This is a genomic window from Mesorhizobium sp. C432A (assembly GCF_030323145.1).
Taxonomy (GTDB): domain Bacteria; phylum Pseudomonadota; class Alphaproteobacteria; order Rhizobiales; family Rhizobiaceae; genus Mesorhizobium.
The window spans coordinates 5301407-5326230 of the sequence record NZ_CP100470.1 but is presented as its reverse complement, the minus strand read 5'-3'; the positions used below and the strand labels follow the sequence as shown (position 1 = coordinate 5326230).

Sequence of the window (24824 nt, the reverse complement as noted above, 5' to 3'; positions counted from 1 at the left end):
CCCCGGGGGAGATGTCGCCGAAGGCGACAGAGGGGGTCGGTACGCCCCGGACGCGACCTCGTTTGAGCGAAGAGGACGTCGGCGCTTCACGCGAGGCGACCCCCTCTGGCCTGCCGGCGATCTCCCCCTCGAGGAGGGAGATACGCTAAGCCGCCAGGCCCAACCCCAGCTTCTCGATCGCCAGGTTCTGCGTCGAGACATAATCCGTCTTGCCGGAACCCAGCACCGGGATCTCCTCGACCTTGACGATGTCGTTGGGCACCATCAGCTCGGCCGCCCCTGCTTTCTTGCCGAAGGCGCGCAGTTCTTCCGGATCGGCGTCGTCGGCGGTGGTGACCAGCACGATGCGCTCGCCGCGCCTCTTGTCCGGCACCGCCACCGCGGCGTGGCGCTCTTCCGGCCACAGCGACTGCACCAGCATCTCGACGGCACCCAACGACACCATCTCGCCAGCGATCTTGGCGAAGCGTTTTGCCCGGCCGCGAATGGTGATGAAGCCTTCGCGGTCTACCGAGACGATGTCGCCGGTGTCGTGCCAGCCGTCCAGCGGCTGCAATTCGCCGGGCCGGTCAGCGGTCATGTAGCCCATCATCAAATTCGGCCCGTCGAGCCACAGGCGGCCGGCACCCTCGATACCCTGGACCGGTTCGAGCTTCATGCGCATCGCCGGCAACAACCGTCCGACCGTGCCGTCGCGACCATGGATGGCGGTGTTGACGGCGACGACCGGAGCGGCCTCCGTCAGCCCGAACCCCTCGATGATCGAGGCATCGAAGCGCTCACGATAAACGCGCCGCGTCTCCGGCTTCACCGCTTCCGCGCCGGCGACGACGAAGCGCAGGCTGGAGAAATCGCCATCCTTGGCCGTGCGGGCATAGTTGGCAAGGAAAGTGTCGGTGCCGAACATGATGGTCGGCTTCACCTTGCGGGCGATCTCCGGGATGATCTTGTAGTGCAGCGGTGACGGGTAGAGGAACAGTTTCACCCCGGTCACCAGCGGCAGGATGGTGCCGCCGGTCAGGCCGAAAGAGTGAAAAACCGGCAGTACGTTGAGCAGGATGTCGGAGGGCGAAATGGTAATGCGCGCCTCAGCCTGCATGGCGTTGGCGTGGAGATTGCGATGCGACAGCACCACGGCCTTGGGCGTGCCTTCCGAGCCTGAGGTGAACAGGATTGCGGCGGGCTTGGCCGCAGCCTGCCGCTGCAGCGGGAACCGCCAGAGCACCGCTGCTGCGAGCCTTTCCAGTGTGGTGACGCTTGCGCGCACATCCTCCAGCCACAGCATCTTGGCGCCGCCGGCCTCGACCGCGGCGATGATGTCGGCAAGCGCCGCCTTCTCGACGAACGCGCGCGAGGAAACCACTGTTCGGATGACTGCCGTGCGGACCGCGGCGGTTACGCTGGCCGGCCCTGCCGTGTAGTTGATCATCGCCGCTACCCGGCCGGCCGAGAGCAGGCCGACGAAGGACAGCACCACGCCATTGGCATTGGGCAGCAAAACCCCGACCGCTTCGCCGGGCGCCGCCACCGCCTCGAAACGGCGGCCGAGCACGCGCGCGCCGATGAACATTTTTCGATAGCTGAGCGAGCCGCTGATCACATCCTCGATGATCGGATGCGAGGCGCCGGTGCGATCCGCGGCATCGCGCATGGCCAGGAACAGGCCGCGATCGAGGTTGCTGCCATAAAGCCGCGCCTCGGCGATGCGGTCGAACAACGCATTGGTGTTGGAAGCCTGGTCGGGGTTGCGCGCCACCAGTTCGGCAATCGTCATTGGCTCCAGCACGCTGATCGAGAGTTTTGGGAACCAGTGGCGCGGCGCCCGGTTCTTTGGCGTCAAGGAAACCGGCAGGTCGCGCGAGCCGGTGACGAAGATCGGCACGATGCGGGCGTCGGCCTGCATGGCGATGCGGGTGACGGCGCGGAACAGGCGAAACGTCTTCACATCGGGCTCGACGTCATCGGGCAGGTAGACGGCAAGCCGGCCTTTACCCTTCAGCACCCTGACCAGCCGCCGGCTGACGAAGAGATGCTCGGCGTTGAAGGCGATGGTGCGGCCAAGCTCGCGCCAAGGCTCCATCCAGGGCGAGCGCGCCGAGGCCTCGTCGAGAATGTGCAGCGTGTCGTCGGGCAGCAGCGACAGCATCAGCGCCGGCTCGAAGCGTGACTGGTGCGAGACCACATAGATCACCGGCGTCGGCGCGTTGCGGGCGATGCGGATGCGCCGGTCATCGATCCGGTAGGCGAGCTTGAACGGCACATAGAGTAGCGCCTGGGTAAAGCGCAGGTCGAGACGAAACGTCTCGATAGCGCCAATCAGCAGCCAGGCCAGCACGAGGCCTGCAAGCAGCGCCAGTGTCAGGATCATGCCGCGTCTCTCCCAACGGTCCGGTATGCGGCTCTTCGTCCGCTTCGAGAGCAGAGGGTAGCGCAATGGGGAGCAAGGTCAATGCGCGGGTGCGAGGGAGCGGTGTTCCACCTGACCTCGCCAGGCAATGACCCAAACGCAGGCCTTGAAATGTTGCGACACGTGTCGTAAATAAAGCGACACGTGACGGAGAGGTAATATGGCCAGTTCCCCGCTGGGTTTTGCCGAGGCACCACATATGGAGCCGGAGTTCGAACGAATGGTCGACCTGTTTGGTGGACGGAAGGTTCTTGGATTCTCGGTAGCCAGTCCTCTTGAGGCACATGAAATGATCCTGCATGGAATTCCGGGCCAGGCGCTCGAAAGCCTCGTCAGGCATCTGATGGTCATTGATCCCGCCGATGCGTTTGAGACCGCATTCGGCATGAGCGAGCGGACATTTCAGCGGCACAAATCGGATCACTCCAAGACCCTCAGTCGGGAGCAAGGTTCCAGAACCTGGAACTTCGCCAAGCTCCTGACAAAGGCCACGTCCGTGCTCGGGACTCAGGAAGACGCGGAAAAATGGATGATCGAGTCTGTCATGGGTTTGGACAATCGCCGGCCGATCGATCTGCTGGCCACGGCGGCGGGCACTGCGCTTGTGCAGGAGTTTCTTGAGCGGCTCGACTATGGTGTCTACGCGTGACGCCTTTGCCGGGCTCCCTCGGAACAGGGCAGGTTTTGGGCTGGAGGCTTGATCATAGACGCTTCAAGGCGAGCTGGGACAGTGGCGAAGGAGCCTTCAAGCTTGGGGGAAGGTGGAACAGCAAAGGGATCAGAGCCGTATATGCGTCCATCGACCCGTCGACCGCCATCTTGGAGGTGGCGGTCCACAAGGGGTTTCGCACGCTGGATGCTGTCCCTCACGTGCTGACGGCATTCGACATCGTCGATCCATCAGAGATTTATGTGGTCCAAACCGACGATATTCCGAACGCGAACTGGCTGCGTCCCGGCATCCCAGGCGCGGGACAGCAGCAGTTCGGCGATGGTCTGCTGGCAAAGCATCCGTTCTTTCTGATCCCCAGCGCGGTATCCCAGCACAGCTGGAACCTGGTGTTCGATCCCAACCGGGCGGCAGGCCTTTATAGCTTGCATCTCCGGGAGGATTTCGCGCTTGATACAAGGCTTCATCCTCCCGCTGGGTAGCAATCAGGCCGTGGCCTTCAGCCGCCCACTGATGAACCGGAACTCCTGCGACTTGCCGCCATAACCGTATGCCGCGGCCGGGACTTCATGCACGAAGGCATAGCTTTCCTCGTGCACACCACCCAGCAACTTACCGAAGGCCTCAAAGATCGCCTTCAGATAAGCCTCCAGCTCCAGCTTGGTGTTGGTGCCGTCGACCACCTTGATGTCGAGCCAGAAGGTATTGGCGCCATGCTCTGCCAGCGATTTGCCGCCGGCGAACCAATGCTGCGGGTCGACATAGGTGACGGCGACGGCGGTAATCGTCGGGTCCTTGCGCAGATGGGTTGCCGTCAGCTCGGTGATTTCCTTGGCGATTGTGGCGGACAGCTTGGCGTCGGGCTTGCCGGTGACGCTGATGTTGATGATGGGCATTTTTCTCTCCTTCGTTTGAGCGGCGTCTGTTTGCCGTTGGAGAGACAATGCCATCATCTTTGAATCAAAAAAATCGAATTGTTTCGAACAAAAGGTTCTGTATTATCGAAGCATGCAAGCTCTCGATCCCGATCTGCTCAAAACCTTCCTTGCCTTTGTCGATGGCGGCTCGCTGGCTCAGGCTGCGTCTGCTGTCGGCCGCTCGCCCTCGGCGGTGACCGCGCAAATGCAGCGTCTGGAGGAGATCGTCGGCGAACCGCTGCTGGTGGCGCAGGGGCGCGGGCGCGGGCTGACGCCGGCCGGCGAGGATCTTGTCGGTCATGCCCGCCGCATTCTTGCCGTGCACAGCGAGGCCTGGCTGGCGCTCAAGGGCGCGCGTGCCGCTGGTCGCGTCGCCATCGGCACGACACAGGATTTCGCCGATAGCGGCCTGCCGGAGCTGCTGCGCGCCTTCGCGACCAGCCATCCGCGCGTCAGGGTCGAACTCCGCGTCGGCCGTTCGGCCGAGCTTGGCGAGGCGCTGCAGGCCGGGCAGCTCGATCTGGCCGTTGTCATGCGCAAGACGCCGGCCAATGACGAAGTCGGGCTGTTCAGTGAGCCGATGCTGTGGCTGTGCTCGCAAAAAGGGCTTGCCGTGCGGGAAGAGGAATTGCCGCTGGCGCTGCTCGACCCCTATTGCGGCTTTCGCGAAGCAGCACTCGCGGCCCTCGATGCTGCCGGCCGCCGCTACCGCATCGCCGCCGGCAGCGCCAGCCTTGCCGGCTTGCGTACGGCGGTCAATGCCGGCATCGCGCTGACCTTGCGCACCGCCCGCTTTGCCCATTCAGGCATTGCCGAAGCACCGCGCGAATTCGCCCTGCCGCCGGTGCCGACAGCGCAATTCGCGATAAAACTCGGCCAGGGCGCTGAGCGGCCGGCGCGCGATCTTGCCATCCTGCTCAGCGACAACCTCGCCTTGCCCGGCTTTGCCGGCTGATGTCCAAAGAAAAAGCCGACCTTACGGTCGGCTTTGAGGAGGACGGGTCGAGGGGTTTGGGGGGACTTGGGGGGTGACCCGTCGCACATAAAACTGCCTGATCCGCATGATGGTTCCATGACTTGGAAAATAATTATTGGGTTGCCGCACTTTTTCTCGCAGCCAGCCAGTCGCGCCCCGCATGGGCGAAAACCGCGCAGAGTACTATGGCGCCGCCGATCAGGCTGGCGGCCGGCGCGATCTCGCCGAGGAACAGGAAGGCGAACAGGATCGCAAACGGCACTTCGGCGGCACCGAGAAGGCCGGACTCAGGCGCCGGGATCAGCCGCGAGCCTTCTGTCCACAGGATCGACGCCGCTGCGAACGATCCTCCGAAGGCGACGAGCAGCACGGCGTCGCGAGCAGAAATCGCCAGGGGGTCGGTGACGAACCAGCCGAGCACGAACAGCAGAAGCGCCGAGACTGCGCCCGCCCACACCACCGGCGTGTCGCGGAAGGCGCGCACCATGATCATGTAGAGCGCACTGCCGGCGGTCATCAGCAGCGCGAGCCCATCGCCAAACAGATGACCGCTGCCGAAGCCGGAGCCGACCATGATCACTACGCCGCACAGCGAAACGGCGGCGGCGGCAAGCGTCTGCGCCCGGAACGGCTCGCGCACCAGCACGAAGGCGAGCAGCGCGGTGATGAAAGGCGCGGTGGCGTAGATGACCGCGACATTGGCGACATAGGTGAATTTGAACGCCGAGATGAAGGCGATGCTGGCCGCGGCGCCCTCGAGGGCCAGCAGCCAGCCGCGCCAGCCAAGCCGCAAGCTTTCCCGCCCGCCGGAGCGGCGCCGGCGCCACAGCACATAGAAGGTGATCAGGATCGCGCCGACAAAGCCGCGCCAGCAAGTGATGGTCAGCGGGTCGGCGTGGATCGATTTGGTCAGCACGCCGGTGAGGGCGAAGAAAGCCGCCGAAGCCGCCACCAGCATGATGCCGAGCGTACGCTCGGCAGCGGTATCTGTGGTGCCTGGGCCGTCGAGCGCTTCCGTCATCTCAGCAGCCTATCCGTCTTCTCCTGCCACCATGCTGTCAGCACGGGAGTACTCATAGCCGCTTGCGGAAATGCTCGTTGCCGATGATCAGCAGGCCGGCGCCGACGATCAACGCCGCCCCCAGAAACACCTCGCGACGCGGCACGTCGCCCCAGACCGCAAAGCCGAGCCCGAAGGCCCAGACCAATGAGGTGTATTCGAACGGCGCCACGATCGACACCGGCGCCCACTTCATGCCTTCGAACAGCATAAATTGCGCCACGCCGCCGAGCGCGCCGACGCTGATCAAAAGCAGCAACTGGCGCCAGTCCGGCATCTGCCAGACCAACAGCGCCGGCACCGCGGAAAACACCAGGAAGTAGAAATTGTTGAGCACAAGCTGGATCAGCGTGCGCTCGGCCAGCGCCGTCTTGCGCAACAGCACCACGGCAATGCCCCACAGCACTGCCGCAGCCAGTACCAAGAGCATCGGCACGGACAAGCCGAGACGAGTGGGATCACAGGCGATGAAGACGCCGACGAAGCCGATGAACACCGCCAGCCAGCGCAACAGCGGCACCTTTTCGCCAAGCATCACCACCGACAGCACGGTGACGATGATCGGGGCGGCGTAATAGATGGTGGTGAGTTCGGCCAGCTGCAGGGAGCGGGCCGCGTTGTAGTAGCAGAGCCAGGCGCCGAGCGTGAAGGCGCTGCGCACCAGCATCGGCCGCACGATGGGCGAGCGCATTGTGTCGGCAAAGATGGGCGGTCCGCCGATTGCAGCACAGCCGATAAGCACAGCGATCGAGCGGAAGAACATGATCTGCCAGACGCTGATGCCGACGACCAGAAGCTTGATCGCGGCGTCCTGCGTCGAAAACAGGAAATAGGCGCAGCCGGTGAACAGGATGCCGGCAAGCACCCTTTCGCGGGTTTCCAGAATGGCAATATCGGCCATGCGGCGTGTCCGGCGCTGTCAAGAGGACGAAGAAGAAGCCTGCGCCAATCAGGCTCCCATTGCAGGCTATACGGGCGAAAGCCTGCGGGGCGCTACGCCAGTGGCAAGCTTGCGTTGGCGCAGCCTGGCCGACAGCGTGGGCACGCCGTTCACTGTGTTGCCTGGTAGAGCTCCGAAGCGGCCTCCTTCAGGGCGCGCCGGCCGCCCGGCCTGAGATACATCATGTGGCCGCCCTCGATGACGTCGAGACGGATAGGTTTTGCCCCGCCGAGCGTCGGGATTTGGCTCACCAGATAGCGTGAGGCCAGATAGGGAGTGACCAGATCGGTGTCGCCGTTGACGATCACCACGCCGAGCCCCGGGTTGAGCGAGCGCGCCCGCTGCAGATCGTCCATCACCCCGGCATAGCCTTGCCGCGAGCCGCCATAGTCCCAGGCGTGGGTCACATCGCCATTGAGCAACCTGTAGCTGACATCGGTGCGAAAATTCAGCTCGTCGCGCGCATAACCGACAAAGGCCGAGGTCAGCGCCGGCACGCTGCGGTCGAGCACCGGATCTGGGCCGGCGCTGCGGGCGCTCTCCGGGGCGATGTCGCTGGTGGCGATGGTGCCGTCATACGGGCTGAGCACTTTGCCACTGGCGCGCTGGAATTCGCGCGCGAACAGGCCGGTCGGGATGCGGGCGGAATTGCGCTGCACGAGGTCGAGCGGCAGGCCGGTGATCTCGGCCACGCGCTGGCTGGCCAGCCGCCCGCCCTGTTCCAGCCCGCCGGTCAGAGCCGTGAGGTAGTCGCCCAGCGCATACTTTTCGACCTCGGCGACCTTTTCGCGCAGTGCTTCGCCGCTGAGGCCTTCGCTGCGCAGGCGCACCGCCGCCATCGAGGGCAGTTCCAGCGCCCAATGCAGCGGCTGGAATTCGTCGGGCAGCACCAGCGTGAACTCCAGTGCAGGCGAGATCAGCACGATGCCGTTGGGGCTCAGGCCGACATCTTCCTGCAGGGTCCTGGCGAGAAGTGCCGCGCGGAACCCGCCATAGCTTTCGCCGGCAAGGAAGAGCGGCGATCCGGTGCGGCCGTTCTGGGCGAGATAGAGCCGGATGAAAGCGCCGATCGAACTGGCGTCCTGGCTGACGCCCCAAAAATCTTTTGTGTCCTGGCCGGGGGCCTCGCGGCTGTAGCCGGTGCCGACCGGATCGACGAAGACGAGGTCGGTCATGTCGAGCCAGCTGTCGGGATTGTCGATCAGCTTTTGCGGCGGCGGCAGGAATTGGCCATCGGCGCCGGTCGCGACGACACGCGGGCCGAGTGCGCCGAGATGCAGATAGGCGGATGCCGCGCCCGGGCCGCCATTGAAGACGAAGGTGATGGGGCGAGCCTTCTCCGCGCCCGCCAGTGGCGGCAGCGTATAGGCGACATAGAAGATTTCCGCGGTGACCTCGCCCTTGCCGGATAGCAGTGACAGCGTGCCGGCCTTAGCCTGATAGTCCAGCTTGCGCCCGGCAATGGTGATTGAATGGCTGGTCGTCTGCGGTGCCGGCAGCAGCGACAGCACGCCGCCTGCCGGTGCGGAGCGCTCGGGCGTTTCGGCGAGGACTGGCTGCGCGAAGGCTGCAAGCACCAACAGGGTAAGCGAGATCAGTTTCAGCTTGAACGGCATGATGTCTCCGCGGGAATGACTCTGCTTAGGTATGGCCGGGGCGGTCGAAGTCAAAGTAACTCTTCGTGAGGTAGCATTCCTTCAGCCCCCTCTGTCCTGCCGGACATCTCCCCCCACAGGGGTGGAGATTGGATGTCGCGACCGCCTTCGCTAATCGCCGGCGTAGAAAGCGCCATCGGCGAAGCTGCAGATCTCCCCCCTGTGGGGAGGTGGCCGGGCCAGAGGGGGGCGCTGTCTCGCTGGCATATCAGTGCTATCAAAGCGCGACGGACTCGAAAAGGAATGCAACATGGACGCCACCGCACTCAAGGCCATGCAGGCGCCGATCAAGGAGGCTTATCGCGACGATTCCTCGCGAGCGCTGATCACGCTTCGCGCCAAAGGCTCCATCGACGACCAGTCGATTGCCTGCAAGGTCGAGACGGGCAGGGCGCTGGCGGTCGCCGGCCTGCATCCGGCGACCGGCGGTTCCGGGCTCGAATTGTGTTCGGGCGACATGCTGCTTGAGGCGCTGGTGGCGTGCGCCGGGGTGACGCTGAAGGCGGTGGCCACCGCACTAGAGTTCAAACTCGGCGCAGCCACCGTCGAGGCCGAAGGCGATCTCGACTTTCGCGGCACGCTGGGCGTGGCCAAGGACGCCCCCGTGGGCTTTCGCGCCATCCGGTTGAATTTCAACCTCGACACGGATGAGCCGCAGGATCGCATCGACGCGCTGATCAAGCTGACGGAACGCTATTGCGTGGTCTTCCAGACCATCAACAGCAAGCCGGAGCTGACGGTGAAGGCGCGCGCCTGATCTCCCCCCTTGAGGGGGAGATGTCGCCGAAGGCGACAGAGGGGGTCGGCCGACTGGACGCGACGCCCTTTGTGCGGAAGGAGGTTGGCACTCTACGCGAGGCGACCCCCTCTGGCCTGCCGGCCATCTCCCCCTCGAGGGGGGAGATTGCGCTACTGCGCCGCAGGCTCTTCCGCGTCGCCCTCATCGGTAAACGGGGAGGCGCTCGGCACGCAGTTGACCGCCCAGCCGGCCGGCGTCGGCTGCTTCTGATATTCGGTAATCGCGTTTGTGCACTGTTCGCGGGTGTCGAAGGTGCTGGGCAGCACCACCATGCCGCCTTGCGGGCCGGCGATCACCAGGTACCAGACCAATGCTACGCTGGGAGCAGCCATGGGAATTCCTCGCTTTGCTGGGTGTCGGAGTCGGGTCGACCCTAGCAACTCCCGGCTGATGGCGAAAGCAGGGCGATGGGGGAGGGACCTGCAGGACCATCACAGACCCGTGAACGAACCGCTCCCAGACGTCTCTCAGTTCGCGGCAAAGCAGTAGAACAGGCCGTCGCCGCCGGTGCCTTTCAGCGCCTCCTGGCTGCAGCCGCCGCGCGAGGCATGCGAGGAGTTCCAGGATTTCGCCGCCGCCGACTCATCAAGGCCGGTGCGGTCGTGATGGCCCATCATCGCCGCGCCCTCCGCCCCGCTCAAGGTCCAGTCGCCGCAGGTCTGGTCGGCGATCTTGGTGCCGTCAGGCTTCGAGCCGGTCAATATGTCGTGCCGGTTCGGCTTGTCGCCGCGGCCATTGACCACTTGGCCCTTCTCGGTCAGCGCCGTCTGCTTGTTGATGGCGTTGGCGTCGCTGTGCAGCGAGGCGACGTCATCGGCAATCTTCTCGCCCTTGGCGTTGACCCAGGGACCCTTGCCGATACGGTCGCGCGCATCGACATTGGCGCTCGAGAGATAGGCGTGCCATTCCTTGCCGGTAACCCCAGCCGCTTCCGCCAGCGAGGCGCAATGCGCGTCGGCACCCTTGAGACCGCCGAGATCGGCGCCTTTGCCGGAACCGACGCTGGTGACGAAGAAACTCATCTTTGCGTCTTGCGCCAGCGCCACGCCGGCTGTGGCGGCAATCGCGGCGGCGGCAACGAGAAGAAGTCTACGCATGTCGGTCCTCCGGTTTCGAATGTCCTACATTCGAAGAAACGTAACTGGAGGCCTGTTTAATCCCGCTACAACCCGGTTTATTCCGGCTGCCGGTAGGCGACGAAGCGGTTGTTCTTGACCTGGAAGATCAGCCCCGTCTCTTTCATCTCGGGGCTCGCCAGCGGCACGATGCGTTTTGCCACCTCTGAGGGGTGCGGCAGCGTTTCCGGATCCTCGCCGGGCGCGGCCTGCGCACGCATGGCGGTGCGGGTGGCGCCGGGGTCGACCGCATTGATGCGGAGCGCCAGGCTCTGCGTCTCATGCGCCCAGGAACGCGTCATGGCTTCCACAGCCGCCTTCGACGCCGCATAGGGCGCCCAGAAGGCGCGCGCCGAATGCGCGGCCCCGGACGACATGAGAATGGCGCGGCCGGCGTCGGACAGCCTGAGCAGCGGGTCGACCGAGCGGATCAGCCGCCAGGTCGAGGTGACATTGATGGTCATAACCTTCTCGAAGGTTTTGGCCTCGACATGGCCGATCGGCGAGATGACGCCGAGCACACCGGCATTGGCCACCAGAATGTCGAGCTTGCCCCAGCGCTCGTGAATGGCGCCGCCCAGCCGGTCGATGCCGGCCATGTCTGAGAGGTCGAGAGGCACCAGCGTCGCTTCGCCCTTGCCGGTTTTCGCGCGCTCGGCCTTGATCTGGTCGTCGAGTTCTTCCAGCCCGCCGACGGTCCGGGCTACCGCAATGACATGCGCGCCGGCGGCGGCAAGTTCCTTGGCGATGAAGTAGCCGATGCCGCGCGAGGCGCCGGTAACGACCGCGACGCGGCCGGAGAGGTCGAGGGTCATGCGAGCGCTTTCAAGGATAGCAGTTGGGCTTTACGCCCCGTTGTTCGCCAGCAGCGACAGCGTGCGCACATTGTCGTGGCCTTCGAAGTCGAGCAGGCGGGTCGGGTACTGGCCGGTGAAACAGGCGTCGCAGAATTGCGGCTGCTCATTGTCGCGGCTGGCTTCGCCGACGGCGCGGTAGAGCCCGTCAATGGTGAGGAAGCCGAGCGAATCGACACGGATGAACTCGGCCATTTCCTCGATCGACATGCGCGATGCCAAAAGCTTCGACTTCTCCGGCGTGTCGACGCCGTAGAAGCACGACGCGCTGGTCGGCGGCGAGGCGATGCGCATATGCACTTCCTTGGCGCCGGCGTCGCGCACCATCTGCACGATTTTCTGGCTGGTGGTGCCGCGCACGATCGAATCGTCGACCAACACCACGCGCTTGCCCTCGATCATCCGGCGGTTGGCGTTGTGCTTGAGCTTGACGCCCATATGGCGGATCGAATCGCCGGGCTGGATGAAGGTTCGGCCGACATAGTGGTTGCGGATGATACCGAGTTCGAAGGGGATGCCTGCCGCCTGGGAGAAGCCGATTGCCGCCGGCGTGCCGGAATCCGGCACCGGCACGACGATATCGGCCTCGACCGGGCTTTCCTGCGCCAATTCGGCGCCGATACGCTTGCGCACTTCGTAGACATTGCGGCCTTCGACCGAGGAGTCCGGGCGGGCGAAATAGACATATTCGAAGATGCAGAAGCGGGTCTTCTGCGGCTCGAAGGGGAACAGGCTCTCGATGCCCTTCGAGGTCACCACGACCATTTCGCCGGGCTTCAGGTCGCGCACGAAGCGGGCGCCGATAATGTCGAGCGCGCAGGTTTCGGAGGCCAGGATCCAGGCGCCGTCCAGGTCGCCGAGCACCAGCGGGCGGATGCCGAGCGGATCGCGGCAGCCGATCATCTTCTTGGAGGTCATCGCGACCAGCGAGAAAGCGCCTTCGACCTGACGCACGGCGTCGATGAAGCGCGAATTCAAATCGCGTTCCTTACTGGTGGCAACGAGATGCAGCAGCGTCTCGGTGTCGGAGGTCGACGAGAAGATCGCGCCCTGCTTCTGCAGCGCGCGCTGCACGGTCATGGCGTTGGTGAGATTGCCGTTATGGGCGACGGCAAAGCCGCCATCGGCGAGTTCGGCGAAGAAGGGCTGGATGTTGCGCATGCCGGCGCCGCCGGTCGTGGCATAGCGCGTGTGGCCGATGGCACGGTTGCCTTGCAGGCTGTCGATGACGTGCTGCTTGGTGAAGGTGTCGCCGATCAGGCCGACATGGCGTTCGACATGGAACTGCGTGCCGTCATAGGAGACGATGCCGGCCGCTTCCTGGCCGCGATGCTGCAGCGCATGCAGGCCTAGCGTTACGATGGCCGCAGCGTCCTGCCGGCCGAAAATGCCGAACACCCCGCATTCGTCGTGGAAATGATCGTCTGCTTCGGCGGAAAGCACGTCGTCCGCGTCTGCCTTCGAAACTGCCATGGGGCTCAAGCTCCGCTAAAATGGCCATATAGTGCGATAGCGCCGCGAAAGCAACGTAGTCAGGCCGGAACTGCCGGGATGGCGCCTGTCCGGCACCATCCGTCCGTATCAGTTTGCCGGCGCGGCCGGAGCCGGAGCAGCGGGCGCGGGTGCGTTATCGGCCGGAGCGTCGGTCTCGTCGTCGGGCGCCGGCGTATCGTCACCGGTTGCCGGAGCATCCGCCGCCGGTGCATCGGCCGCCGGAGGCGTCTCGGCTGCCGGCTGATTCGGATTGAGCTTCTTCAGGATGGCGTTTTCCGGATCTTCGGGCAGCAGGCTTTCCAGCTTGGCGCCGATGGTCTCGAGCAGCGGCTTCGACTTGGCGTTGGCGATCCAGGCAGGGGCCTTGGCGCCGGCCAGCCAGTTGAAGAACAGTAGCGCCACGGCGACTACGAGGACGCCGCGCGCGGCGCCATAGAGGAAGCCCAGCGTACGGTCGAGCGCGCCGATCCTGGAATCGATGATCCAGTCGGCAAGCTTCATGGTGATGACGGAAACGACGATCAGCGCGATGAGGAAGACGATGCCGGCGGATGCCGCCATGGCGATCTTGTCGCTTTCGACATAGGGCTGAACGTAAGGCAGCACCGGCTTGTAGAAGAAGAATGCCGCCGCGGCGGCAGCCGCCCAGGACACGACGGACAGGATTTCGCGTGACAGGCCGCGAACCATGGCGAGCATCGCCGAGACCAGGGTGAAGCCGACGAGAATTCCGTCCAGCAGCGTAATCGGCATGTCTTTCGCCCCACTCAGATTGTCTTTTCACGGCTCGGGCGAGCCGCGTCAATCTTCCACGTCGACACGGCTGCGCCGTGAGCCGGCTATGCGTGCGACGAGATCGGCAAGTTCGGTCGGCTGGAAAGCGCCGGCCCCGATCCCCCCGACAACCTCCTCGCTGCCCAAGGGCAGAACCGCACTTCCAAAACCCAGCTTTTCGGCCTCTTTAAGGCGCTGCTGCGCATGCGCAACCGGCCTCACTGCGCCCGACAGGCTGATTTCGCCGAAATAGACGCAATCGGCGGGAAGGGCAAGACCGGTGAGCGACGAAACCAGTGCAGCGGCAACCGCCAGATCGGCCGCCGGCTCGGAAATCCGGTAGCCGCCGGCGACGTTGAGGTAGACATCGTGGGTGCCGAAGCGCACGCCGCAATGGGCTTCGAGTACGGCAAGGATCATCGACAGCCGTGCGCCGTCCCAGCCGACGACGGCACGGCGCGGCGTGCCCAATGTGGACGGCGCCACCAGTGCCTGGATCTCGACCAGCACCGGACGTGTCCCTTCCATGCCGGCAAATACCGCGGCACCCGGCGATTTTGCGTGGCGTTCGCCGAGGAACAGCTCCGACGGATTGGCGACCTCGCGCAAGCCCTTGTCCGACATCTCGAAGACGCCGATCTCGTCGGTCGGCCCAAAACGGTTCTTCACCGTGCGCAGGATGCGGTAGTGATGGCCGCCTTCGCCTTCGAAATAGAGAACGGCGTCGACCATGTGCTCGACGACGCGCGGACCGGCGATCTGGCCTTCCTTGGTGACATGGCCGACCAGCACGATGGCAGCACCGGTGGATTTGGCGTAGCGGATCATCGCTTGCGCCGAGGCGCGCACCTGGGTGACGGTGCCGGGCGCCGAGTCGGCCATGTCGGTCCACAGCGTCTGGATGGAATCGAGGATGACGAGGTCCGGCCTTCTGCCGTCGGCTATTGTTGCCAGGATATCCTCGACATTGGTCTCCGCGGCAAGTTCGACCGGCGTGTCGGCGACGCCAAGCCGCTGCGCCCGCAGCCGGATCTGCGCGACAGCCTCTTCGCCCGAGACATAGACGATGCGGTGGCCTTTTGACGCCAATGCTGCTGCGGCCTGGGTAAGCAGCGTCGACTTGCCGATGCCGGGATCGCCGCCGACCAGCAGCGCCGAGCCGCGCACGAAACCGCCGCCGGTGGCGCGGTCGAGTTCGCCAATGCCGGAGATGATCCGCGGCGCATCCTCGATGTCACCGGACAGGCTGGTCAGCACCACGGCGCGGCCCTTGCGCGCATTGCGCGTGTTGGCCGGTCCCGAGCCGATGCCGCCGGACGTGCCTTCCTCGACGAGTGTGTTCCACTCGCCGCAGGCATCGCATTTGCCGGCCCAGCGCTGATGCACCGACCCGCAATTCTGGCAGATGAACTGGACGCGCGATTTAGCCATGGAGTGATGCTGCCTGCAAATGACCGAAGGAGGGTGATCTTGCACACCCCCCTCTGTCCTGCCGGACATCTCCCCCGCAAGGGGGGAGATTGGCTATCGTCGCTGCTTTCGCCAATCCCCAACGTCGCAAGATGAGCGCCATTCGCAAAGCTGCTGATCTCCCCCCTTGCGGGGGAGATGGCCGGCAGGCCAGAGGGGGGTGTGACGGAGCGCTGCGGTAGGCCAAAAAGCTACTCGAACCTCTCCGCAATATGATGCTCTTCGGCGAGGTCGGAAAACCGTGTGAACTCGCCATGGAAGGCGAGGCTCACCGAACCTGTCGGGCCGTGGCGCTGCTTGGCGACGATGACTTCGGCCTTGCCGCGCATCTCGTTCATCTCGTGTTCCCACTTGATGTAATCGTCGGTGCCGGGCTTCGGTTCGCGGTTCTTCAGATAATATTCCTCGCGGTAGACGAACATCACCACGTCGGCGTCCTGCTCGATCGAGCCGGATTCGCGAAGATCGGACAGCTGCGGGCGTTTGTCTTCGCGGCTTTCGACCTGACGCGACAGCTGCGACAGCGCGATGATCGGAACGGAGAGTTCCTTGGCCAGCGCCTTGAGGCCGGTGGTGATCTCGGTGATTTCCTGCACCCGGTTCTGTGACGATTTCGCGCTCGACCCCTGCATCAGCTGGATATAGTCGATGACGATGAGGTCGAGGCCGCGCTGACGCTTCAGCCGCCGCGCCCGCGCCGACAGCTGCGCGATCGAGATACCGCCGGTCTGGTCGATGAACAGCGGGATCTTCTGCATGGTCTGCGAGCAGGCGACCAGCTTTTCGAAATCCATCTCCGAAATCTCGCCGCGGCGGATTTTTGACGACGAAATTTCCGTCTGTTCGGAAATGATGCGGGTGGCGAGCTGCTCGGACGACATTTCCAGCGAGAAGAAGCCGACGACGCCGCCATTGGCTGCCTTGAACGAGCCGTCGGCCTGCTGCGCCGGCTCATACATCTCGGCAATGTTGAAGGCGATGTTGGTGGCGAGCGACGTCTTGCCCATGCCCGGACGGCCGGCAATGATGATCAGATCCGACGCCTGCAGGCCACCCATGCGGCGGTCGAGATCGCGCATGCCGGTGGCGAGGCCCGACAAATGGCCGTCGCGCATATAGGCGGCGTTGGCCATGTCGACGGCGGTCTTGACCGCGTCGGTGAAGCTCTCGAAGCCGCCATCATAGCGGCCGGTTTCGGCCAGTTCGAACAGCCGCCGCTCGGCATCCTCGATCTGTTCGGACGGCGCCATGTCGACCGGCGCGTCATAGGCGATGTTGACCATGTCCTCGCCGACGGTAATCAGTGCCCGGCGCGTGGCCAGATCGTAGATGGCGCGGCCATAATCGGTGGCATTGACGACGGTGACGGCTTCGACCGCCAGACGAACCACATATTGCGCCACCGTCATGTCGCCGACCTTCTCGTCGGCCGGCAGGAAGGTTTTCAGCGTGATCGGCGTCGCCACCTTGCCCATGCGGATTAGCTCGGCCGCGACCTCGAAGATTTTCCGGTGCAGCGGCTCGTAGAAATGGCCGGCCTTGAGGAAGTCGGAGACGCGGTAGAAGGCATCGTTGTTGACGAGGATGGCGCCGAGCAGCGCCTGCTCGGCCTCGATGTTGTTCGGCGCTTCACGATAAAGCGGTTGCTGCTCCGCCACGCCGAATTTTCGCGCTGCCTCTGCCATGATGTCCCCGATTTTGATCCCGGCTTCTCGATATCAGAACGAGATAAATCGGTGCTGACCTTTCTGCATCACCGCACGACCAATCAACCTCGATGCCCCGTTGTTCACAGGGGCGGCAAACCGTCCACAGAAGAGTGTTTCCGCGCCCCGATTCCGGTTGACTCAGAAAGGCGCTGACTTCTATCCGAGTCGTTGGAACAGAGCAAGAACAATCTCGGTGATTACCCGCTTCTTCCGTCCAATGTATCGCCCCAGTCCAGCCGCCGCGCTGCCTTGAACAGCTCGCCCTCGCGCTTGGTGAAAAGTGTCTCGCCGGCGCCGCCATCCGGCTGGCACAGTTTGAGCAGCACCTTGCCGGAGCCCGATTTCGGCGGCGCAATCACGCGCGGCTGACGTACAGGCGCGGCTTGCCGCGACGCCGCGACGTAGATGAATTTCTCGTCCTCCCACGGCACGTCGGCGTCCTTGGCCAGGCGGTGCCGGCGCGAGCGGGCGACGCGGCGCGAAAAATGGCACCAGTCGGGCGGCTCAAGCGGGCAGGGCGCCTCATGCGGACAAGGCGCCAGCACGTGCGCCCCGGCCTCCAGCAATTGCCTGCGCACTGCCAGGATGCGCTGCCAGCCGGCCGGTGTGCCGGGCTCGACGATCAGCAGTGTGTCGCCGGTCAACTGCCAGAGCCGGCCGACAAGCTTCGGCAGCGATGCCGGCGCGATCTCGTCCAGCACATAGGCGCAGGTGACCAGATCGGCAGGCTTGAGATCGGCAAGGTCGATGGTCACGTCGCCGGCGCGCCAGTCCATCCTGGTGGCGATGGTATCAAGGGCGAGCGACTGGCCAACCTTGCGCACCGCGGCGCTTGCTTCAACCAGAACCGCCTCTTCGAGGTCGGGCCACAGGTCTGTAGTGGCCCAAAGCACCGTGCCAGGACCGGCGCCGACATCGAGCAAGCTCGTTGGCTGGAAATCGGGCCGCGCATAGGCGAGTTCGTCGAGACCGGCCCGTACCGCCGCGTAGGTCGCCGGCAGCCGCGTCGCCAGATAGGCTTTTACCGCCATCTCTTCGGCCATGTGCAGGCGGCCGTCGCGCAATTCGGCGCGGTAGCGGTCAGACAGCGTCTTCGCCGCCTGGCGCAGCACCGCCAGCGGTATCGTTTCGAGCAGGCGCTCGACGCCTTGTCGCAGCGAGGCGGGGAGTTCCACGCTCAGGCTCCGCGTGGCGCGAGCACCGAGGCGCGGGCGAACTCGACAAGGGTGGTGGCGATGGTGGGCAGGCAGGTCATTAAAAAAGGTCTCGCGAGAACGAGACCTTTTTCAGTGTCAGAGCCGTCAATGGCAAGCGGCAATCGCAATCGAGGCGTTATTCGCGATCCGCCACCTTGCGACGGCGCGCTGGCTTGGCCGCAACGGACCTGACAGCAACGGACCTGGCAGGCACAGACCTGGCGACAGCAGGCTCGGCGGCCGCCGCCTCCTGACGATGCCCCATTTCGCGCATTTCGAGCGCCTTTTCACATTTGGCCATGTAGTCGCGCGTCATCGGCAGCGTGTCGTTCTTCTTGGCGATCTGGATCTGGAAGATCACCAGATCCTGCCAGCGGAAGGCGGCTTCCGAAGCCGCCAGATAGAACTCCCACATCCTGCAGAAGCGCTCGTCATAGATGGCCTTGGCCTTGTCCCGGTTGGCGGCAAAGCGCTGGCCCCAATGCTTCAGCGTATCGGCATAGTGCAGCCGCAGAATCTCGATGTCGGTGACTACAAGGCCCGACTTCTCGATCGCCGGCATCACCTCCGACAGCGAAGGAATGTAGCCGCCCGGAAAAATGTACTTGCGGATGAAGGCGCTGGTCGCCCACGGCACGCCGGAGCGGCCGATCGTGTGCAAGAGCATGACGCCGTCCGGCTTCAACAGCGTCGCCGACTTGTCGAAGAAAGTGCGGAAGTGGTTGACGCCGACATGCTCGAACATGCCGACCGAGACGATGCGGTCGAAGCGTTCGTTGAGTTCGCGGTAGTCCTTGAGGTCGAAATGCACGCGGTCCTGCAAGCCTTGCGCATGCGCCCGGTCGGTGGCGACGCCGTGCTGCTCGGTCGACAGCGTCACGCCTTGCACGTCGACATCGAAAGCCTTGGCGAGATAGAGGCCGAGCCCACCCCAGCCGGAGCCGATATCGAGCACGGTCTGGCCGGCCTTTAGCCTGAGCTTGGCGGCGATATGGCGTTTCTTGGCCATCTGCGCCTCGTCGAGCGTCATGTCCGGCTGTTCGAAATAGGCGCAGGAATACTGCATGTCGTCGTCTAGGAAGAGCCGGTAGAGGTCACCCGACAAATCATAGTGGCGCTGCACGTTGCGGCGCGCCCGTGATGCGGTGTTGATCTGCTGCAGGCGGCGAAAGGCGTGGCGCAGACCCTCGATGGCCTTCGACCAGGTGGCGTCGATACCGCCGCTGCCCATGTTCTGGAAGGCGATGCGCATCATACCCAGTACGCCGCCCTCGATGATGTCGAGTTCGCCGTCCATATAGGCTTCCGGCACGGCCAGCATCGGATCGAAGGTAATGGCGCGCTCGGCATGCGCGGTCTTGATGTGCATATGCACCGGCTCGCCGCTGCCGTCGCCGAAAACCACTGTCGAGCCCTTCGGCCCGGTGACTTTCAGATTGCCCGTACGCACCAGGCGGTCGAGAACGCGCTTCAACAGAATATTCATCACCAAATGTCCCCTCACGGTCAGACTGGCGGACCAATTCTGCAACAATATATAGGGGTTCGAAAAGTTCCATTTGGCACAAAAATGCCCGGGCGAGAGGCCCGGGCATTGGTCCAGAAAGGCTGGATGACGAGGAAGTGATTGGAGCGCTGCTCCCCTCGCTTCCCGATCAGGCCCCGTGCGGGATCAGGCGTTGTCTTCTTCGCCGCCTTCGAACTCGGTGTTCGGGTCGAAGAAGTTCTCCGGCCGTGCGTTGTCGTTGATGTCATCGCCATAGATGGCTTCGGCGGTGGTCAGCGTCTCGCCCTTGGCCTGGCGCTCGGCTTCGTCGGCCGTGCGGGCGATGTTGAGGCTGATGGTGACCTCGACTTCCGGATGCAGCGCAATCGCCACATTGGTGACGCCGATAGTCTTGATCGGCTGGTTGAGCTGGATCTGGTTGCGGTTGACCGAGAACCCTTCGGCGGTCAGCAGGTCGGCGATGTCGCGGGTCGACACCGAACCGTAGAGCTGGCCTGTCTCGCCGGCCGAACGTACGGCGATGAAGCTCTTGCCGTCGAGCTTTTCGGCAACCTGGCTGGCTTCCGACTTGCGCTCGAGGTTGCGGGCTTCGAGCTGCGCGCGCTGCCCTTCGAACTTCTTCTTGTTGGCTTCGTTGGCGCGCAGCGCCTTGCCCTGCGGCAAGAGGAAGTTGCGGGCAAAGCCGTCCTTGACCTTGACGGTATCACCCATCTGGCCGAGGCGGGAAACGCGTTCGAGAAGAATCACTTGCATGGTCTTGTTCCTTCGTCTGGCACCGACCGCGGGATCGGCGCCGAATTGAATGGAACAGGTCAGGAAGCTCTGAGCGCCTTGGCGCCGGTGTCGCTGTCCTGCCTGTCGCGGCAGTTAGAGGCTTTTCAGCTCAACTCGGGATTTCAATGCATGTCGCCAAAAGTGGTCCCGGTTTTGGGACAACGACATGCATCATCAAATTACCCCTGCGGCGCCCGTCGCCGTGGGAGAAGGAAGCAGGCGGCGAACCGCCCGCTCGAAAGTCTTAGCGAACCACGTAGGGCAGCAGGCCGAGGAAGCGGGCGCGCTTGATCGCCTTGGCGAGTTCGCGCTGCTTCTTCTGGCTGACGGCGGTGATGCGCGACGGCACGATCTTGCCGCGCTCGGAAATGTAGCGCTGCAGAAGACGCACGTCCTTGTAGTCGATCTTGGGCGCGTTGGCGCCGGAGAACGGGCAGGTCTTGCGGCGGCGATGGAACGGGCGCCGGGTCGGGATCTGATTGATGTCGACCATTATTCTGCACCTCCTTCAACGCCTTCGCGCGGACGGCGCGGACCACGATCGCCACCGGCGTCGCCAAATGAGCGCGGCGGACGATCGCCACGGTCGCCGCGATCACGGTCGCCGAACGAGCGCGGACCACGATCACCACGGTCGCGGTCGCCGAAGCCGCCGCGTTCCGAGCGCTCTTCGCGCTTCTGCATCATGGCCGACGGGCCTTCCTCATGCGCCTCGACCTTGACGGTCAGGAAACGCAGCACGTCCTCGGACAGGCCCATCTGGCGCTCCATCTCGTTGAGCGCTGCCGGCGGGCAGTTGAGGTCCATAAGCGTGTAGTAAGCCTTCCGGTTCTTGTTGACCCGGTAGGTGAGGGACTTCAGTCCCCAGTTCTCGACCCGGCCGACGGACCCGCCATTTGCGGAGATGACGCCCTTGTACTGTTCGACAAGCGCATCGACCTGCTGCTGCGAGAGGTCCTGCCGGGCAAGGAACACATGTTCGTATAGAGCCATAGTGGTTCAGTGCCTTTCTTCGTTTCTCTCCCGGATCCTCGCGGCAAAAGCCTCTGCAACTTCTCTGACCCGCTGATCCCGAAGGGGCGGGGAAGAAAGGAGCATTTCGAGACGGTCGAGAGCGGAGACACGGGAGGCGGAAGCGCTTCTGGCTTCACACGAAGGTTTTGGGTAAAACCTCCGGCCCTCCGTTCAGCCCCCAGCAAGGACCGGCAGATTGCGGGCGTCTATATAGCAATTTGGCTGGAAGGCAAGGGTAACGCATGCTCCGGACAGCGTCCTGGCGTCGCAGGGTTGGATAAAGACCAGGCATCAACTCGTATGCGGGGGTACCACCGTTGATCGTTTCGGGGAAGAAGTCCGGAGCCGCCTTACGCTTGCCGAACATCATGTCGTATTGCAGCAAGCGGTAATCGTTGATCGCCGGATCAACGTCCTTCTGCCGCGCCCAGTCCGGCGTGGCCTCACCTGACGGTGTCAAAAGCAGATTGCGGTCGACGACGCGATAGCGTTCGCGCAGCGCGCCCAGGAAGCCGGTGTAGTAGGGGTGCGTGATCCCGGCCGTTGTCAGGATGTGGTAGGGCAGGAAGGCCGGGCTCACGGCGCCCATATCCTGCGCCGGACCGGTGCGGTTAGACCAGATGACCAGCGGCGTCTGATGATGCTCCAGTGCCGCCGCCGGCGTCGGTTCCTTGCGCGGCGCGACATTGTCCTTCAGGTAACCGGTTTCGACATAGACGGGGCCGAGCGGCGGCAGATGGTCGCCGAAGAAGGCGATGACCGTCGGCCGGTCGCGCTTCTTCGCCCATTCGATCAGCCGCTCGAGGCCGCGATCGGCATCGGCGGAGCCTTCGGCATAGCTGAGCAGCGATTCCCGCGCCCATGTGCTGATCGGCGCCGCGACCTTGTGGGTCGGATTGTAATAGCGGTACGGCTCGTAGGGACCGTGGTTCTGCAGGCTGACGGCGAAGAAGAACACCGGCCGCTCGCTGGCGTCGGCCTCTGCGATGATCTCGTCGGTCATCGAGGCATCGGAAGCCAGCGGCCCGCGCTTTTCCAGTGGCGGCAGCGTCTCTTCCGAGCGGAAATCGTTGAAGCCGAAATCGGCATAGACGGCGCCCCTGTTCCAGAACCAGTTGGTGCCCGGATGGATGGCGCGCGCCCGGTAGCCCTCGCTTTTCAGGAAGGTCGCCAGCGACGGCGTCGGCGTGCGCACATATTGCTGGTAGGGGATCGAGCCCGCCGGCAGGAAGGCATTGGAAAAGCCGGTCAGCGCCTCGAATTCGATGTTGGCGGTCATGCCGCCGAATTCCGGCGAAAACATATAGCCGGAACGCAGCGCCCTCACATTGGGGATCGGGTCAGGCGTGATTGTGACGCCGGGCAGCTTGGTCGGATCCCAGAAAGATTCGCTCATCACCACGATGATGTCGGGTTTCTCATCCGGTACCGAGGCCGCCACAGCAGGCCTGTCGATCGCGTCGATCGCCTTGTCGGAATAGCCCGCCGGCGCCGAGACATGCGCCATCGGCACGTTGAGCGCGAAGGCCAGCGCAAACCCGTTGGAGGCGTAGTTCTCCTTCTGGTCCCACATGATCGGGATGATCTGCAGCCGGTCGCGGGTCCACGAGAAGGTGGCGTAGTCCATGATTGAGACGAAGAAGGCGAGCAGCGGCACTGCCAGCGTCAGCCGCGCCAGCCGCCCTTTGCGGCTGAGGATCGGAACCTTGCGGCGCCACAACCGCCAGCCATAGATCAGCAGCGACAGGCCGGCGACGATGCCGACCGCCATGGCGAGCGCCGTCCAGGGCCGTTCGCGCACCAGGAGCGGCATCAGTGCCATGATCTGGCGCGAATAAAGAAAATCGGTTGGGTAGAGCGGATCGCCGAGATAATGCGACTTCTGATGCCCGACAAAGGCCAGCGCCAGCGTCAGCGGCGCCACGATCATCAGGCTCTGGTGACTGCGGCCAAGCACGGCGTCCAGTCCCATCAGCACCAATGCAAAGACAATGATGGTGGTCCAGCCCGGCTTGAATGGCTGCAGGAAGAAGTCGACCGTGCCGAAGAAGTCGCCGCGCACGATCCATTCGATGGCGAACACCAGGATGGCGGAGGCAAGCAGCGTGACCAGACCGTAGCGGATGACCGGCCATCTGCGCCCCGGCAGGTAGCCGGTGGACGGATCGTCTTCCAAGAACTGTGGCGCGGGTACGGTCGCGCCCTTCCTGATCCTAGCCACGTCTCTTCCCCCGGCCCAAGCAACGCGCATTTCCACTCGCGCCACCGTTCTGTCATAGAACTGTCATGCAAAAGCTAGCGCCTGTGGCGAAAATAAGAAGAGCCAGCAAACGATTCGTGAGCGGTTTTCATCAGGTGTGATCGGCAAAAAGCCTTTGGGAACAGGGACTCGAGGTCAGCTCCGGTTCAAGCGAGAGCCGAAATGCCGCCTTCGGGCTTGACTTGGCGGTCCGCCTTGCGTCACAGGCAGGAAAAATCAGCCGCTGGAGAGCGCCCAAATGGCCGTCGCATTCACCTTTCCGGGACAGGGCAGCCAGGCTGTCGGCATGGGCAAGGACCTCGCCGACGCCTTCCCCGAGGCACGCAGGGTGTTCGAGGAAGTCGATGATGCGCTGGGCGAAAAGCTGTCGAAACTGATCTGGGAAGGCCCGGAAGAGGCGCTGACCCTGACTGCCAATGCCCAGCCGGCGCTGATGGCGGTCTCGCTGGCGGGAATCCGCTCGCTGGAAGCGCGCGGCTTTTCGCTGAAGGACAAGGTTGCCTACGTTGCCGGTCATTCGCTCGGCGAATATTCCGCCCTTGCCGCGGCCGGTTTCGTTTCGGTCGCCGATGCCGCCCGGCTGCTGCGCATCCGCGGCAACGCCATGCAGGCGGCGGTGCCGGCCGGCGAGGGCGCTATGGCGGCGATCATCGGACTGGAACAGCCCGACGTCGAAGCCGCTTGCACCGAGGCCGCAACGGGATCCGGCAAGGTCTGCCAGATCGCCAACGACAATGGCGGCGGCCAGCTGGTGATCTCCGGCGCCAGGGCGGCGGTGGAACTCGCCGCGAAACTGTGCACCGAAAAGGGCGCCAAGCGGGCGCTGATGCTGCAGGTCTCCGCACCCTTCCATTCGGCGCTGATGGCGCCGGCGGCCGATGTCATGCGCGAGGCGCTGGCCGGCGTGACCAAGAATGCACCGGTGGTGCCCGTCGTCTCCAACGTCACTGTAGTCCCGACCAGCGACCCCGACGAGATCGCGCGCCGCCTGGTCGAGCAGATCACCGGCCGCGTGCGCTGGCGCGAAACGGTGGAGTGGTTCGGCGCCAATGGCGTCGCCACGCTCTTTGAGATCGGCGCCGGCAAGGTGCTTTCCGGCCTGGCGCGGCGGATCAGCCGCGACATCGCCACATCGGCCGTCGGCACGCCGGCCGATGTCGAGGCGGCGCTGGCCGCGCTTGCATAATCCACTGGCGATTCAACCCGTCCCGTGGGAAGGGTGTTCTCTTAAGA

At 64.1% G+C, this 24824-nt stretch carries 23 protein-coding genes; 5 read left to right on the top strand and 18 right to left on the bottom strand.

Annotation, left to right across the window (positions count from 1 at the left end; genetic code table 11):
• Positions 1-145: 145 nt before the first annotated feature.
• A complete protein-coding gene (locus tag NLY33_RS26215) occupies positions 146-2368 on the bottom strand; it encodes an AMP-binding protein (RefSeq protein WP_023705370.1) in 2223 nt (740 codons plus the stop codon).
• Between the two features lie 199 nt (positions 2369-2567).
• Between NLY33_RS26215 and NLY33_RS26210 the strand changes: the two genes are divergently transcribed.
• Together NLY33_RS26210 and NLY33_RS26205 are read left to right on the top strand one after the other, a co-directional pair.
• Complete coding sequence (locus NLY33_RS26210) at positions 2568-3056, top strand: Xre family toxin-antitoxin system antitoxin (RefSeq protein WP_023705369.1); 489 nt, start codon at positions 2568-2570, stop codon at positions 3054-3056.
• The gene (locus NLY33_RS26205; RefSeq protein ID WP_023705368.1) at positions 3053-3559 is read left to right on the top strand and encodes an RES family NAD+ phosphorylase; all 507 of its coding nucleotides are present in this window, start codon (positions 3053-3055) and stop codon (positions 3557-3559) included. The genes NLY33_RS26210 and NLY33_RS26205 overlap by 4 nt, the downstream gene beginning before the upstream one ends.
• A 3-nt stretch (positions 3560-3562) precedes the next feature.
• On the opposite strand, the gene NLY33_RS26200 is transcribed toward NLY33_RS26205, so the two are convergent.
• Complete coding sequence (locus tag NLY33_RS26200; RefSeq protein ID WP_023672705.1) at positions 3563-3973, bottom strand: tautomerase family protein; 411 nt, start codon at positions 3971-3973, stop codon at positions 3563-3565.
• A gap of 112 nt (positions 3974-4085) precedes the next feature.
• Here NLY33_RS26200 and NLY33_RS26195 point away from each other — a divergent pair, with 112 nt between their 5' ends.
• A complete protein-coding gene (locus NLY33_RS26195) occupies positions 4086-4949 on the top strand; it encodes a LysR substrate-binding domain-containing protein (protein WP_023693978.1) in 864 nt (287 codons plus the stop codon).
• A 133-nt stretch (positions 4950-5082) separates the two neighbouring features.
• Here the strand turns inward: NLY33_RS26195 and NLY33_RS26190 are convergent, their stop codons facing one another.
• From NLY33_RS26190 to NLY33_RS26180, 3 genes are all read right to left on the bottom strand, one after another.
• The gene (locus tag NLY33_RS26190) at positions 5083-5991 is read right to left on the bottom strand and encodes a DMT family transporter (protein ID WP_023705367.1); all 909 of its coding nucleotides are present in this window, start codon (positions 5989-5991) and stop codon (positions 5083-5085) included.
• 52 nt (positions 5992-6043) lie between these two features.
• Positions 6044-6931: a DMT family transporter gene (locus tag NLY33_RS26185; protein ID WP_023705366.1), complete on the bottom strand. Its 888-nt coding sequence runs from the start codon at positions 6929-6931 to the stop codon at positions 6044-6046.
• 149 nt (positions 6932-7080) lie between these two features.
• Entirely contained in the window at positions 7081-8586 is a 1506-nt protein-coding gene (locus tag NLY33_RS26180; RefSeq protein WP_023708610.1) for a S10 family peptidase, read from the bottom strand.
• Positions 8587-8875: 289 nt separating this feature from the next.
• On the opposite strand from NLY33_RS26180, the gene NLY33_RS26175 reads away from it, so the two are divergent.
• Complete coding sequence (locus NLY33_RS26175; protein WP_023702954.1) at positions 8876-9382, top strand: OsmC family protein; 507 nt, start codon at positions 8876-8878, stop codon at positions 9380-9382.
• Positions 9383-9534: 152 nt separating this feature from the next.
• Here the strand turns inward: NLY33_RS26175 and NLY33_RS26170 are convergent, their stop codons facing one another.
• From NLY33_RS26170 to NLY33_RS26110, 13 genes are all read right to left on the bottom strand, one after another.
• Positions 9535-9756: a hypothetical protein gene (locus tag NLY33_RS26170; RefSeq protein ID WP_023689120.1), complete on the bottom strand. Its 222-nt coding sequence runs from the start codon at positions 9754-9756 to the stop codon at positions 9535-9537.
• Between the two features lie 135 nt (positions 9757-9891).
• Positions 9892-10521: a hypothetical protein gene (locus NLY33_RS26165; RefSeq protein ID WP_023708609.1), complete on the bottom strand. Its 630-nt coding sequence runs from the start codon at positions 10519-10521 to the stop codon at positions 9892-9894.
• Between the two features lie 77 nt (positions 10522-10598).
• Entirely contained in the window at positions 10599-11354 is a 756-nt protein-coding gene (locus tag NLY33_RS26160; RefSeq protein ID WP_023705364.1) for an SDR family NAD(P)-dependent oxidoreductase, read from the bottom strand.
• Between the two features lie 30 nt (positions 11355-11384).
• Positions 11385-12866: an amidophosphoribosyltransferase gene (purF, locus tag NLY33_RS26155; protein WP_023672714.1), complete on the bottom strand. Its 1482-nt coding sequence runs from the start codon at positions 12864-12866 to the stop codon at positions 11385-11387.
• 108 nt (positions 12867-12974) lie between these two features.
• A complete protein-coding gene (locus NLY33_RS26150) occupies positions 12975-13640 on the bottom strand; it encodes a CvpA family protein (RefSeq protein WP_023672715.1) in 666 nt (221 codons plus the stop codon).
• Positions 13641-13688: 48 nt separating this feature from the next.
• On the bottom strand, positions 13689-15092 hold the full coding sequence (gene radA / locus NLY33_RS26145) for a DNA repair protein RadA (protein ID WP_023672716.1): 1404 nt from the start codon (positions 15090-15092) through the stop codon (positions 13689-13691).
• Positions 15093-15322: 230 nt separating this feature from the next.
• Entirely contained in the window at positions 15323-16816 is a 1494-nt protein-coding gene (locus tag NLY33_RS26140) for a replicative DNA helicase (RefSeq protein ID WP_023705363.1), read from the bottom strand.
• A gap of 221 nt (positions 16817-17037) precedes the next feature.
• On the bottom strand, positions 17038-18015 hold the full coding sequence (locus NLY33_RS26135; RefSeq protein ID WP_023705362.1) for a small ribosomal subunit Rsm22 family protein: 978 nt from the start codon (positions 18013-18015) through the stop codon (positions 17038-17040).
• 157 nt (positions 18016-18172) lie between these two features.
• Positions 18173-19522: a cyclopropane fatty acid synthase gene (locus NLY33_RS26130; RefSeq protein WP_023672720.1), complete on the bottom strand. Its 1350-nt coding sequence runs from the start codon at positions 19520-19522 to the stop codon at positions 18173-18175.
• Positions 19523-19708: 186 nt separating this feature from the next.
• The gene (rplI, locus tag NLY33_RS26125; RefSeq protein WP_023672721.1) at positions 19709-20296 is read right to left on the bottom strand and encodes a 50S ribosomal protein L9; all 588 of its coding nucleotides are present in this window, start codon (positions 20294-20296) and stop codon (positions 19709-19711) included.
• A 265-nt stretch (positions 20297-20561) separates the two neighbouring features.
• Positions 20562-20810, bottom strand: coding sequence for a 30S ribosomal protein S18 (rpsR, locus tag NLY33_RS26120; RefSeq protein ID WP_006203718.1), 249 nt, complete (start codon positions 20808-20810; stop codon positions 20562-20564).
• Positions 20810-21310: a 30S ribosomal protein S6 gene (gene rpsF / locus NLY33_RS26115; protein ID WP_023672722.1), complete on the bottom strand. Its 501-nt coding sequence runs from the start codon at positions 21308-21310 to the stop codon at positions 20810-20812. The genes rpsR and rpsF overlap by 1 nt, the downstream gene beginning before the upstream one ends.
• 154 nt (positions 21311-21464) lie before the next feature.
• The gene (locus tag NLY33_RS26110; RefSeq protein ID WP_286439290.1) at positions 21465-23552 is read right to left on the bottom strand and encodes an LTA synthase family protein; all 2088 of its coding nucleotides are present in this window, start codon (positions 23550-23552) and stop codon (positions 21465-21467) included.
• A 277-nt stretch (positions 23553-23829) separates the two neighbouring features.
• Here NLY33_RS26110 and fabD point away from each other — a divergent pair, with 277 nt between their 5' ends.
• Positions 23830-24777: an ACP S-malonyltransferase gene (gene fabD, locus NLY33_RS26105; protein WP_023705360.1), complete on the top strand. Its 948-nt coding sequence runs from the start codon at positions 23830-23832 to the stop codon at positions 24775-24777.
• Positions 24778-24824 lie beyond the last annotated feature (47 nt).